This window comes from Bacillus sp. Leaf49 (assembly GCF_001426125.1).
In the GTDB taxonomy this organism is placed as follows: domain Bacteria; phylum Bacillota; class Bacilli; order Bacillales; family Bacillaceae; genus Bacillus; species Bacillus altitudinis.
Map to the genome: position 1 here is coordinate 68,877 of NZ_LMRK01000020.1, position 13,395 is coordinate 82,271.

The 13,395-nt window shown below is 41.5% G+C and carries 9 protein-coding genes; 3 read left to right on the top strand and 6 right to left on the bottom strand.

All coding sequences use genetic code 11. From position 1 onward, the window contains the following. Positions 1–246: 246 nt before the first annotated feature. The 3 genes from ASG46_RS09925 to ASG46_RS09935 all read left to right on the top strand — a co-directional run bounded on the left by ASG46_RS09925 (position 247) and on the right by ASG46_RS09935 (position 4,040). Positions 247–2,124 carry a terpene cyclase/mutase family protein gene (locus tag ASG46_RS09925; protein WP_056704348.1) on the top strand — a complete coding sequence of 626 codons (1,878 nt, stop codon included), beginning with the start codon at positions 247–249 and terminating at the stop codon, positions 2,122–2,124. Continuing rightward, entirely contained in the window at positions 2,117–2,938 is an 822-nt protein-coding gene (locus tag ASG46_RS09930) for a superoxide dismutase (RefSeq protein ID WP_046343780.1), read from the top strand. The genes ASG46_RS09925 and ASG46_RS09930 overlap by 8 nt, the downstream gene beginning before the upstream one ends. A gap of 151 nt (positions 2,939–3,089) precedes the next feature. Further along, positions 3,090–4,040 carry a bile acid:sodium symporter family protein gene (locus ASG46_RS09935; RefSeq protein ID WP_046343782.1) on the top strand — a complete coding sequence of 317 codons (951 nt, stop codon included), beginning with the start codon at positions 3,090–3,092 and terminating at the stop codon, positions 4,038–4,040. A gap of 34 nt (positions 4,041–4,074) precedes the next feature. Here ASG46_RS09935 and odhB read toward each other — a convergent pair whose 3' ends face one another. From odhB to ASG46_RS09965, 6 genes are all read right to left on the bottom strand, one after another. Next, complete coding sequence (gene odhB / locus ASG46_RS09940) at positions 4,075–5,331, bottom strand: 2-oxoglutarate dehydrogenase complex dihydrolipoyllysine-residue succinyltransferase (protein ID WP_046343784.1); 1,257 nt, start codon at positions 5,329–5,331, stop codon at positions 4,075–4,077. A gap of 14 nt (positions 5,332–5,345) precedes the next feature. After that, positions 5,346–8,180: a 2-oxoglutarate dehydrogenase E1 component gene (sucA, locus tag ASG46_RS09945; RefSeq protein WP_019743271.1), complete on the bottom strand. Its 2,835-nt coding sequence runs from the start codon at positions 8,178–8,180 to the stop codon at positions 5,346–5,348. A 224-nt stretch (positions 8,181–8,404) separates the two neighbouring features. Beyond that, positions 8,405–10,321 (bottom strand): vWA domain-containing protein, encoded by a 1,917-nt coding sequence (locus ASG46_RS09950; RefSeq protein ID WP_046343786.1) that lies wholly within the window; start codon positions 10,319–10,321, stop codon positions 8,405–8,407. A gap of 11 nt (positions 10,322–10,332) precedes the next feature. Beyond that, the gene (locus ASG46_RS09955; protein ID WP_017367449.1) at positions 10,333–11,211 is read right to left on the bottom strand and encodes an ATP-binding protein; all 879 of its coding nucleotides are present in this window, start codon (positions 11,209–11,211) and stop codon (positions 10,333–10,335) included. An 89-nt stretch (positions 11,212–11,300) separates the two neighbouring features. After that, complete coding sequence (locus ASG46_RS09960) at positions 11,301–11,879, bottom strand: superoxide dismutase family protein (protein WP_007500730.1); 579 nt, start codon at positions 11,877–11,879, stop codon at positions 11,301–11,303. 77 nt (positions 11,880–11,956) lie between these two features. Beyond that, a complete protein-coding gene (locus tag ASG46_RS09965; RefSeq protein WP_056704786.1) occupies positions 11,957–13,288 on the bottom strand; it encodes a C40 family peptidase in 1,332 nt (443 codons plus the stop codon). Between the last annotated feature and the right edge of the window lie 107 nt (positions 13,289–13,395).

Genomic DNA, 13,395 nt, shown 5'->3' on the forward strand with positions numbered 1-13,395 from the left:
CTAAAATGAACTTGATTTTAGCCTTTTGTCTTTTTTTCAGCGTGATAGAAAACCTTTGCAGTCTAGGAAGGACGAGTACTGGAGCGGAGCGAATTTGACATTCGTGAGCACCGGAACGCAGGACTGACAAAGAATGCGAGGGTTTGTCGACACGCTGAGCCGGTGACGATGTCATCGGCTTTTTTTGAGCTGTCATGTGACAGGCCGACTCCTGAATATAGTGATAAAGGAAAGGAGCATGGCCGAATGCAAGATTTAAAAACGAGAGTCAACGAATATATCGATGAACTGCACATGCAGGTAGAACGTAGACAAAGAGAAGATGGCGCATTTATTTTCTGCTTTGAAGGACCTATGATGACAAATGCTTTTTTCATTATGCTGTTAAAAGCCGTTGGTGACCCTGATCAGCAATTGATCCATCAATTGGCCGAAGCAATACATGCCAAACAAAATGAAGATGGTTCCTTTTCTTTGTATCATGACCAGTCGGGACATCTCACAGCTACAGTACAAGGTTATTGCGGAATGCTCGCATCTGGCAGATTTCAAAAAGACGAGCCCCATATGGAAAAAGCAGCACAATATATTCGCTCAAAAGGTGGACTAAAGAACGTTCATTTTATGACAAAGTGGATGCTTGCCGTAAATGGCATGCACCCTTGGCCCTACTTCTATGCACCTCTTTCCCTTTTACTCATCCCTACGTCTTTTCCGCTGCACTTCTACCACCTTAGTGCCTATGCAAGGATTCATTTTGTACCCATGATGATCGCACTGAACAAACGGTATACCTCTCATGCTACGTTTCCGTCATTAGCCCATCTTGATGAAAACATGTCTAAAAATCCATTTGACTGGTTTATGGCAAGAGAAGAACGTTCGACTGATCACTTCCTCATGTATATGCGGTCATATACAGCCCTCGACAGCCGGCTCGACTTTTTCGGATATGAAGCGGCAAAGCGATACATGTTTGACCGTCTTGAAAAAGATGGGACGCTGTACAGTTACTTAAGTGCAACCATCTTTATGGTCTATGCCCTCATGAGCCTTGGATACTCCCCTGGACATCATCTCATCCAAAAAGCAGTCAGGGGTATGAAAAAGCTCGTCACCTCCTGTCAAGGCAAGATATATGCTGAGAATTCCACCTCGACTGTGTGGGATACAGCGCTTGTCAGTTACGCTTCTCAAAAATCAGGAAGAAAACGAGAAGATCCCATGATCATGAATTCCTTCATCTATTTGCTGGACCGGCAGCAAATGAAGAAAGCGGATTGGGCAGTTCATAACTGGCATGCTGCTCCTGGTGGCTTTGGTTTCTCACATATCAATACGAATAATCCTGATTGTGATGACACGCAAATTGTGTTAAAAGCGATCCCAAAGGAATACACTCCACTTCAGTGGAAACGAGGATATGACTGGCTTCTCTCCATGCAAAACCGTGATGGCGGCTTTTCTGCTTTCGAAAAAAATCAAGATCACTTTCTGCTTCGTCACCTTCCGCTTGAATCTGCGGAGGATGCGGCGATTGACCCGTCAACTCCTGATATTACTGGCCGTGTGCTCCATTTGATTGGTTTAGAAGAAAAAGATACTGCTTCACCCACGATTCTCAGGCAAAAAGATCGATGTGTAAAATGGCTCATTGACCACCAGGAGAAAAACGGATCATGGTTTGGCAGATGGGGTGTTTGTTATATTTATGGAACTTGGGCAGCGTTAACAGGACTGAAAGCGGCCGGCATCCCCTCCTCACACCCTGCTGTGCAAAAAGCGTGCCGTTTCCTAAAGCAGATTCAGCTTGAAGATGGCAGTTTCGGAGAATCGTGTAAAAGTGCAGAACTGAAAACCTATGTCCCGCTTCCCTTTGGCACAGTGGTTCAAACCGCATGGGCGACAGAGGCGCTCCTCCAATATGAGAAAGCAAATAACGCAGCCATTTTGAAAGCTGTCTCCTTTTTAGTGAACCATCACCATACTGAAGAAGCCATGTACTATCCAGTCGGCATTGGACTACCAAAACAATTTTACATCACCTATCATAGCTACCCATTTGTGTTTCCGATGATGGCTTGTTCTACATTTTTAGAGGAAATGAGGCGTATACATGAATAAAGAAGAATATCGCTCACAGCTCAAAGAGTGGCTTAGCACGATTCAACATGTGTGGCAAGATGATAATATCCATCGAAAAGTGGAACATTTACGACTCAAAATGGAGGATGACCATTCGAGTGAACAAGAATGGTACGAACTAGCCGAAAGGATTGCAGAAGACATGCAGCCACACGAAGAAGTGCGCGATGTAGCAGTTGGAAATCATCAGTTACCACCACTGCCTTATCGGTATGACGCGCTCGAACCTTATATTTCAAAAGAAATTATGTACTTGCACCATCAAAAGCATCATCAAACTTATGTTGATGGGCTAAATCAAGCTGAACTTGCGCTAAAAAAAGCAAGAAGAACCAATGACTTTACGATGATCAAGCATTGGGAACGTGAGCTTGCCTTTCATGGGGCAGGACATTATTTACATTGTATCTTTTGGTTTTCAATGAGTCCTTCAGGAAAAAGAAAACCTACTGGTCAAATGCTTCGTCTCATTGATCAATCATTTGGCAGTTATGAAGCGTTCAAGTCACATTTTTCAGCTGCTGCCAAACAAGTAGAAGGTGTCGGATGGGCGATCCTTGTATGGTCCCCGCGATCTCAGCGTTTAGACATTTTACAAGCAGAGCGCCATCAGTTCCTCTCGCAATGGGACGTCATCCCCCTTCTTGCTCTTGATGTGTGGGAGCATGCCTATTACCTCCAATATCGAAATGAAAAGGCGCAATATGTAGAACGGTGGTGGAATGTCGTTGACTGGCGTGAGCCAGAAGCAAGACTAAAACAGGCTCAACAAGTGAAATGGACACCTTTTTGATCGCATACTCCACATAGTTCATTTACTATGTGGGTTTTTATTAGTTTACATAATAATATTATGAACACCCATTACAAAATCATAGGTTGTTTTTTCAGAAAATTCATTTAAAATAGAAAAGATATGAAAAGAAAGAGAGTTGAAAGATAGTATGAACACCCTTTTACACATTAGTCACTTTGCAGGAAGAACATTCGCTATATGGGTCATTGTCTTTGCTTGTCTAGGTTTTACTTTTCCTGCGGCATTTTCTTTGATTGGACCTTATATCCCTTTTTTACTTGGCATTATTATGTTTGGTATGGGGCTGACGCTGTCTTCTGAAGATTTTAAAGAGCTTTTTAGAAAGCCTCTTTATGTATTGATCGGGGTTTTAGCGCAGTATACACTGATGCCACTCATTGCATTTTTATTGGCCTATGGGTTACATTTGCCTTCTGAAATCGCTGTTGGTGTCATTCTCGTTGGCTGCTGTCCAGGCGGGACTGCATCCAATGTAATGACCTTTTTGGCGAAAGGAAATACGGCCTTATCCGTTGCCGTGACAACGATCTCGACCCTACTTGCTCCCATTTTGACCCCTGTTTTTATTTATATCTTTGCAAAATCTTGGTTATCTGTATCACCGGGTGCTTTGTTTTTGTCGATTGTCCAAGTTGTCTTAATTCCGATTATTTTAGGTGTCATCGTCAAATTGTTTTTTAAAAAACAAGTGACATATGCTGTACAAGCACTCCCACTTGTATCTGTTGCTGGCATTGTCGCCATCATTGCAGCTGTTGTCAGCGCAAATAAAGAACAGATTCTACAATCTGGACTGCTTATTTTTGCCGTTGTTGTTTTACATAATGCTCTTGGTCTATTATTGGGTTACCTCATTGCAAAATGGTGTAAAATGGACATTCCTTCTCAACGAGCAATTTCAATAGAAGTAGGGATGCAAAACTCTGGACTTGGCGCAGCCCTTGCGACCGCACATTTTTCTCCACTTGCCGCCGTCCCCAGTGCCATTTTTAGCGTATGGCATAATTTATCTGGCTCTTGGCTGGCAACATTTTGGTCAAAAAGAGGCTACCCAGAAAATAAAGAGAAAAAAAGCTAGTACCTTCATCGGTACTAGCTTTTTCTTCTTTCGATTATCCTTCAAGCAATAGCTGTTCAGGATCTTCAAGTAGATTTTTAATCGTGACAAGGAACCCAACAGCTTCTTTACCATCGACAATACGGTGGTCGTATGAAAGAGCTAAATACATCATTGGACGGTTTTCAAAGCGTTCTTCATCAATTGCAACAGGACGAAGCTGAATTTTATGCATACCTAAAATTCCAACTTGAGGACTGTTTAAAATTGGTGTTGAAAGCAGAGAACCAAATGTTCCTCCGTTTGTGATCGTGAATGATCCACCTTGTAATTCATTGAGCGATAATTTGTTATCTCTTGCTTTTTTCGCAAGATGACCGATTTCTTTTTCAATTCCAGCAAATGATAGTCTGTCTGCATCACGGACAACTGGTACCACAAGCCCTTCATTGGCGGCTACAGCGATACCGATGTCATAGAATTTTTTAATGACAAGCTCATCACCTTGAATTTCTGCGTTGAGAAGTGGATATTTTTTAAGTGCTGCTACCACTGCTTTTGTGAAGAAGGACATGAAGCCCAGTTTCACATCGTTTTGTTCAAGGAAGGCATCTTTGCGACGCTTTCTTAGATCCATTACAGCTGTCATATCGACTTCATTAAATGTTGTCAGCATGGCTGCCGTTTGTTGAACTTCAACTAAACGTTTTGCAATGGTTTGTCTGCGGCGTGACATTTTTTCACGCTCAACTGGTTTCCCTGTTTGATCATTTTGCACCGCAGCATTTGCTTTTGGCGCGGCTTTCGGTGCACTTGCAGGAGCTTCATTCTTTTGGTAAGAAGCTACATCCTGCTTTCGTACCCTGCCCAGCGGATCTGCGGTTGGAATCTCAGATAAGTCTAACCCCTTCTCTCTTGCTAGTTTTCTAGCTGCTGGAGAAGCGATCGTTCTGCCATTACCAGATTTCGGCTCTTCTTTTGCTGCCTCTTCTTTTTGTTCAGCTGCTGGTTCTTCTTTCGAAGCTGGTGCAGAATCTTGCTCAGGTGCTGGAGCTGCGGACTCGCTTCCGCCAGCTTCACCTGCTGCAATCGTTCCGATGACTTCTCCAACTTGGACAGTGTCACCAGAATCTTTCAGTACTTCTTTTAGAACACCAGATTCTTCAGCTGTCAATTCGACATTGACTTTATCTGTTTCAAGTTCTAACAGGTATTCCCCCTGCTCAACATAATCGCCCGGCTGTTTTAGCCATTGAGCAATTGTTCCTTCCGAGATTGATTCCGCTAGTTCAGGTACTTTAATTTCCGCCATTTTTCATTTCCCCCTTAGTTTTTGCGAGTCAAGCTATCAGATACAATTCGTTCTTGTTCTTTTTTATGAACAGTTGGATCACCCTCAGCCGTACTTGAACGTCTTCTGCGGCCGATGTAACGTACTTTCACTTTTTCAGATGCAATTTCACGTAAATATGGCTCAATATATCCCCAAGCGCCCATATTTTGCGGTTCTTCTTGCACCCATACGATTTCTTCTAAGTTCGTCAGTTTTGATAAAATAGCTTTAATATCTTTGGCTGGGAATGGATATAATTGTTCCACTCTCGCAATATGAAGCCAATCTTTTGGGTCTTCCATTTGAGTAAAACGATCACTAATATCGATCGATACCTTCCCGCTCGATAGCACAAGGCGTGTTACTTTTTCATGATCATGCACAAGGCCCGGCTGTTCAAGAACTGGACGGAACTGTCCATCTGTTAGTTCTTGGACTTCGGATAATGTGTTCGGGTTACGAAGCAGACTCTTCGGTGTCATGATGACAAGAGGACGAATCTCTTCACGAAGCAGCATTTTCGCCTGTCTTCTAAGAATATGGAAGTATTGAGCTGCACTTGTCAGATTCGCAACTGTCCAGTTATTCTCAGCAGCTGATTGCAAGAAGCGTTCTGTTCTTCCACTAGAATGTTCTGGACCTTGTCCTTCATATCCATGTGGCAAGAGCATCACAAGCCCTGACTTTTGTCCCCACTTGGCGCGGCCTGCTGAAATAAATTGATCAAAATACACTTGAGCCGCATTTGCGAAGTCTCCAAATTGAGCTTCCCAAATCACTAATGTTTCAGGAGAATAGACATTATAACCATATTCAAACCCGATGACAGAGCCTTCTGACAGTGGACTATTATGGACTGTAAATGATGCATTTGCATCACTCAGTTCATGAAGAGCAATGAATTCATCTCCCGTTTGACTGTCGTGAAGAACAAGGTTTCTTTGAGCAAATGTGCCTCGCTCAGAATCCTGTCCGGTCATTCGAATCGGCGTACCGTCTTTTAATATAGATGCAAATGCCAGTGCTTCACCAAGTGACCATTCCACTTTGCGATCATCTGTAAACACTTTTGCACGTTTTTCAAGGATCCGCTTTAGCTTACCGAATACTTGGAAGTCTTTCGGCCAGCTAATTAATTCTTCATTCAGCTTTCTTAATACATCAAACTCTACAGATGTATCAACTGCAGGGAAGCCGTTAGATACAGGCTCTGGCAGTTCGATTTCTTGAATCGTATGTTCTTTCTTTGAAGGCACTTTTTTATAAGCTTCTTCAATTTTTGCCGTGACAGCCTGCTCAATTTCTTCTCTTTGTTCTTTTGACAGAAGGCCCTCAGTGACAAGCTTATCTGCGAAGATATTCTTGACCGTTTTGTGCTTTCTGACCGCATCGTACAGCATTGGCTGAGTAGTAGAAGGCTCATCCATTTCGTTATGGCCATATCTGCGGTAGCCAATCAAGTCAATTAAGAAATCCTTTTTAAACCGTTTACGGTATTCTACCGCCAGCTGAACAGCTGCTAAACAAGCTTCTGGATCGTCTGCATTGACGTGAACAATTGGAATCTCGAAACCTTTTGCAAGGTCACTAGCGTATTTCGTTGAACGAGATTCATTGCTTTCTGTGGTAAATCCAATCATATTGTTGGCAATGATATGGATCGTTCCCCCCACTTGATAGCCGACTAATTGACTTAAATTTAATGTTTCTGCGACAATTCCTTCTCCAGGAAATGCAGCATCCCCATGAATTAAGATGGCTAACGCTTTTTCAACGTCTTGAACTGGATAGCCTTTTTGAGTACGCGATTCTTGCGCTGCACGAGTGCTTCCTTCAATAATCGGGTCAATAAATTCCAAGTGACTTGGGTTATTGGCAAGTGTGACTCTTGCACTCTTTGTATCTTCATCTTTGATTTGGCGGTCAGCACCGAGATGATATTTTACATCCCCTGTCCATCCGTAGCTGATGCCAATAGAGCCTTCTGATGGTACAAGCTCTTTATTAGGTGCATGCTGGAATTCTGAGAAAATGATCTCATATGGCTTTCCTAACACATGTGCTAATACATTTAAACGGCCTCTATGTGCCATTCCAATGTTAATATTTGAAGTCCCTTGTGTAACAGACTCGGATATAATTTCATCAAGTACTGGAACAAGTGCGTCTAATCCTTCAATAGAAAAACGCTTTTGTCCAACAAATGTTTTATGAAGGAACTGCTCAAATTGCTCGACTTCTGTTAATCTTTTGAGTACAGAAACTAGTTTATCTGCTGGTTTTTTCTTAAATAATTCACCAGACTCAATAGATTTAGAGAGCCAGTTTCGCTCTTCGAAGTCATGTACATGATCAAACTCAAATGAAATGGTACGCTTATACGTATTTCTCAAATGGTTAATGGCTTCTATGCCGTTTGAAATGTGTTTAGGTGCATCTGGACTAATAATTGATATTGGAATATTCTTAACGTCTTCTTCAGTTAAACCGTATTCCTTTAATGGAAACAGCTCTTGTAATTCCTTTTCTTTGCGAAGAGGATTGACGGAAGCATTTAAATGGCCATACGTTCTGATGTCTTCTGCCAGTTTAACGACTGATGCTATCTTTTGGATTTGTTCAGAAGTAACTACGCTATTTTCTTTTTTCCCAATTTCCTCCTTCATTTCACTCGGTGGTGCACCAAGTTCATCAAATATGCCTCTTATGTCTTCATCAACACTAGTAGGATCTTGGACATATTGATCGTAGAGCTCGAGCACGTAGCCGAGGTTCGGACCATGAAATTCTTCCCAACTCAACGGTTGTTTCACATCATTTTGAAACATTTTGAACACTACCCCCAACTTTGATCATCAAGTGATTGAACACTATCTCGATATAACTTCCAGAACACAATGACCAAATTTATGTAATAAAACGCTTCCAATCATATTCTACCACTGTTTCGGATTACTTTCTACATTCTTTGTTCAATTAAAGATAAAAAATTCAAAGAAAAACAAAAAATTTAAATCATTCCGAAAAATATTTTAAAGAAAGGGGCAAAACCTTATGCCCCAATGCTTTTATGCAGCAATTTCTTGAGTAATGGATATAGCACATCTGGCAATGTATCGACATCCGGTACAAAAATGCTGAACTTGCCATACATATCTTGGATCGTTTTCATCTGCGCCTCTTCAATCGGAGAATTGGATAAAAACACATTGATGACTTCAATTCCCTTTTTTCTCGCTTCGAGAACCGCTTCATGTGTATCCACGATCCCATTTTGTTCGTAGCTGAATGCAGCCGGCTCTCCGTCTGAGAAAACAATGAGGAACTTTTGCTCTTCTCTTCGTTTTAAAATCATTTTTGTCATTTGGCGAATCGCATAGCCGTCCCGGTTATCCTCTTCTGGCTCAAGTGACATGATGGATGGTCCTGCGTCAAATAAGGAATCTTTGAACGATACGACGGTGTTAAAGTAGTTCGGCTGACTTGTTTCAGTTGCGTCATTTGTATCTTCCCAGAACCCTACAATTTGATGAGGTACCTGCACTGATTTTAAAGCTTCATGAAACAGAACAATCCCTTTTTTTGTCTCATCCATTTTGTCAAACATACTCGCAGAACAGTCAACTAATAAAGTGAACACAGCATCAATTTGAGAAGATGGCGCTTGTTTTTTATAAAATAGTCGAGGATTGGACTCTGTAAAATAACGAATGAGCTTTTTACTGAGACGTCCTGCATGAAGATCTGTTTTTGGCCATGATTTTTTATGCTCAAGTGTTTTTTGAATCATTTGTTTTAAGCGTTTCTGATAAGGCTCGATTGCCTTTGCGTGCTGCCTGTACACATCTACTTGCTCTGGTGAAGGAGATTCTGGTGAAATCATGACTGGAAATGCATATTTGTTTTCTTTTCCATTCTCATGCGAATCTGCCCCGCTTTCTTCTCCTTCTGCCTCTTCTAGTGCTTCAAGCTTTGAATAGTCTTTTCGATGGGTTTGTTTGGCTGAACCTTGAACCGTTCCAAGCGCCTGATCTCCATCGTCACCTTCTCTTGCCGCATCTTTACCGAGATCGCTTTTACCACCGTGTTCTAAATCAAATTGAAGGAAACTTTTAGATGGTGCTTCCGTTTCTCTATGCCATACTTCCATATATTCATTATGGATGTCTTCATCCCCCTCTTTTTCCCGATCGACTTTTATATCCTCACTTAATTTTGGCTTTCTTTTGAGGTCATGGAAAAGCGGTTCTTTTGCCGCTTTTTCATAGTCCAATTCTGGGAAGAAAAAGTATGTATTCAGCATATCCTTTTCAAGGAGCTCATCGAAGCCTTCTGTCAATTCCTTCACAATAGTGGCGATATCAGATGTCGAGCGTGCGTCATATACACGTTCAAGACTCGACTCAATAAACGGAATCATTGGATCTATCCGCTCATGAAGGGGTGGAATTTCTTCAAGCGGAGATTCGGCTGTCAGCTTCACGTATATCGCACAAAAGAGTGCATCTGTTAAAATACTGCGCTCTTGGTTAATCGTTAATTGTGTTTTAAAGTGACGTCTGTAAAGCTCTCTTCTCCGTTTAAATACCTTTTTTGTTCCTGGGCGGTCACGTTTAATCCGCTCTTCAATGCGGATATCTTCAAACAGCATAAACAATTGTTTGCACACATCAGGAATGGATAATGTGTGGGCATAGGAAATGATGTCTTCAAACACTGTAAGATCGCTATACACTGTCCCTACTGCTCGCAGAAACACATCACTTTTTAGGCCTGCCATCATATCCTCTTGATGACGATCATCCCAAAAATGGCTGATGAAAATTTTCTTTTCAAACGGTTCATAGTACGATTGAACACCGTATTCAAGCTCCACATCATCACTTTTGGCAAGTGTTTTGGCTAAATCCGTTAATTCCATAAATAGAAATGAATCGATTCTGCTGTCATTAAATTTGATGAATTTCAAAAGTCAGAACCTCACTCGAATAATGTTTGAGCGATATTTCTTACCGCTGCTTTTTCCCGGTCATCTTCTAGCTTCTCTACAATTCCTCGTTCAATTGCACGAAGCGGCGGAATATATTGCGCAAGATCACATGTATCTAACAGTGCGCGAATGGATGCGGCTTCTTCACTGACCTGTCCATTGTGTGCTTGGACGATGAGATCTGATGAGAGCTGTACGAATTGATCGATTAACCGCTCATCCTTTAATACGGACTGAGTGTGCAGTACTTCTTTTAAAATGCCACCGCCAATGTAAGGAACTTCAATGACGACAAAACGGTTTTTCAGCGCTTCATTGAGCGGCACTGTCCCCACATATCCCTCATTGATTGCTGCAATCACGCCAAAACCTTCTTCTGCTCTAACGACTTCACCTGTAAATGGGTTTGTCATCATTTTTCTGTAATCAAGCACACCGTTTAAAATAGGCAGTGTTTCTGGTTTTGCCATGTTGATTTCATCAATATATAAAAGGTGTCCTTTTTTCATTGCTTTTGTAACGGGTCCTTCAATGAATTCTATAGAAGCAACTTGTCCATCATTATGGATGGTTTTATAGCCAATAAGACTTTCTGCATCAAGGTCAACTGAGCAGTTTACACTGTGCATCGGCTGTTGAAAGAACGCAGATAAAGTTTCTGCTAGTTTGGTTTTACCTGAGCCCGTCGGTCCTTTTAACAGAACATTCTTTCCTAGGGCAAGTGCAATCATGGCATCTTGAATAATAGACGTATCTTGTGATTCATAGCCGCCTGTTCCGATAAGCGGACGAAATTCTTCTTCGAGAACTTTTCCTTTTGCTTCGATCATTGCTTGAATTTCTTCTGGGAGTGATGGTTGGTTAAACATATATGATTAATTCCTCTCTTCGATCATTTTCCTCACCAAGTATACTAAAAAAACCTTTATGCACTCAATACATAAAGGTTCGTCTTCTGTTATTTTACCATTTCTTTTGTGATGGCTCCGCAAGCAATGCGTTTCCCTGAGTTGCCAGAAGGGTTGCTTAAGTAATCATCTGCTTCTGCATGGATGATGAAACTTCGCCCGTTTTGATCGATTAATTGATTTGGGCCTCCCTTTAACGTCACATCTGGTACATTCACGACAACATCAATTTGTCCATCTGCCCCTACTTCTAAATTAGGCATATCTCCAGCATGATGCCCTTTTGGGTTGTCGAAGCCATGCTCTCTATGGGTCGGATTAAAGTGAGCCCCCGCCGTTTCAAAATCTGGAGTTTCACATATTCCTGTTTCATGAATATGAAAGCCGTGAGGACCTGGCGGCAGTCCTTTCGCTTTCACATGCAGATCCAGCCCATTTTCTGAGGACTCTCTTATTTCAATGCTCCCTATTTTTTGTCCGCTTTCGTTTATGAGTGACGTTGTGACTGGTGCTTGTTTAGGTGCGGCAACTTCTCTTGTTTCTTCTGTCGTTTCTTTTTTCGGCGGTGCATGACATGCTGATGCGGTAAAGATCAAACATATCATGATCATCCACACTGACTTTTTCATTTATGACTGCCCCCTTTTGTTATCAGTATGGACAAACTGATGAGAAGGCAAACAAAAAAAGCCGAAGATCGGCTTTTTTAGAAGAAACGTTTCGCACCTAGGTAGGCTTTTTTCCAATAAGGATTGCTTAAGTTTGAAATTCCTACTCCGCTGTCACTTGCATGAAGGAAATCTCCTCCACCTAGGTATAGTCCCATATGAGAAGGACCTGCTTTGTACGTTGTGAAATAAACAAAATCTCCAACTTGTGGTGTGCTGACAGGCGTCATCATATTCCAGTATCCTGCTGTACTCAATCTAGATACTGATGAAACCTTATTAATGAGATAGTAAACAAAGCCGCTACAATCAAATCCAGCTGGTGTATTGCCGCCCCATCTGTAAGGTATGCCTGTGAGTTTTTTACCTTCTTGAATCATTGTCGTGATTTTGGCATTCATTGGAACGTCATTTTTATTATTGTTGACCGGTGTTGTTGAACCGTTTGACGTAGAACCATTAGATCCAGTTGAACCGGAAGCTGTTCCGTTGATTTTTAATACTTGTCCAATTCTCAGCACATCACTTTTCAAGCTGTTTGCTGTGCGGATTGATTGAACCTGCACCTTAAACTGATTCGCAATTTTCCATAATGAATCACCTGATTTAACCGTATAAGATGTTGTTTTACTACTTGAAGACTGATTGCTGTTTGAAGGCGTGCTAGGTTGAGCAGGTGCTTTCGGCTGACTTGGTTTTGACGTCACCGTTCCTTTTACCTTCAATACTTGATTTGGATAAATCGTATCAGATTTTAGCGAGTTCAATGTTTTAATTTCACCAATCGACATATTTAACGAATTGGCAATTTTCCAAAGTGAATCGCCTAATTTCACTTTATATGTACTAGATGCTGACGACGAACTATTAGAATTCGTTGATTTGTTACTTGAGCTAGAATTAGATGTTGAGTTTGAATTTGTGGACTGGCTGCCGCTCGTTTTCGTCGTTCCAGACACTTTCAGCTTTTGTCCAGGACGAATGAGGTCACTGTTTAAGCTGTTCAAACTTTTCAAACTTGCAACTGACATTTTGTGATTCTTCGCAATCAGCCATAATGAATCCCCAAGCTTGACTGTATAGCTAGATGTTGTTGAAGCACTTGATTTCGTTGCTTTTGAACTTGTTGATGAGCTGGATTTTGAACTTTTTGCACTAGGAATCTTTAAGCTTTGTCCTGCAAAAATCATCGTCGTTTTTAATTGATTAAGAGATTGAAGTTCCGAAATACTTGTGTTGTACTGTTCGGCAATCTTCCAAAGTGAGTCACCGCTTTTCACCTTGATCGTCTGTGCTTCTGCCGGTGCAGCAATAACAGCTGAGCCCGCGATCGCTGAAACTGTGAGGCCGGTTACTACTTTTTTCTTCATAGATGAATCTCCGCCTTTCATGATTTCGTCCCATAAGACTTATGTACTAGTTTTGAGTTTAGCATTTAATGGTTCTGCTTCTCTTGCACTATTTTATCTTTATTTCT

Excerpts from the sequence above, each read along its gene's own strand:
- ASG46_RS09925 (WP_056704348.1), top strand. The coding sequence starts at position 247 with ATGCAAGATTTAAAAACGAGAGTCAACGAATATATCGATGAACTGCAC.
- ASG46_RS09930 (WP_046343780.1), top strand. The coding sequence starts at position 2,117 with ATGAATAAAGAAGAATATCGCTCACAGCTCAAAGAGTGGCTTAGCACG.
- ASG46_RS09935 (WP_046343782.1), top strand. The coding sequence starts at position 3,090 with ATGAACACCCTTTTACACATTAGTCACTTTGCAGGAAGAACATTCGCT.
- odhB (WP_046343784.1), bottom strand. The coding sequence starts at position 5,331 with ATGGCGGAAATTAAAGTACCTGAACTAGCGGAATCAATCTCGGAAGGA.
- sucA (WP_019743271.1), bottom strand. The coding sequence starts at position 8,180 with ATGTTTCAAAATGATGTGAAACAACCGTTGAGTTGGGAAGAATTTCAT.
- ASG46_RS09955 (WP_017367449.1), bottom strand. The coding sequence starts at position 11,211 with ATGTTTAACCAACCATCACTCCCAGAAGAAATTCAAGCAATGATCGAA.
- ASG46_RS09960 (WP_007500730.1), bottom strand. The coding sequence starts at position 11,879 with ATGAAAAAGTCAGTGTGGATGATCATGATATGTTTGATCTTTACCGCA.
- ASG46_RS09965 (WP_056704786.1), bottom strand. The coding sequence starts at position 13,288 with ATGAAGAAAAAAGTAGTAACCGGCCTCACAGTTTCAGCGATCGCGGGC.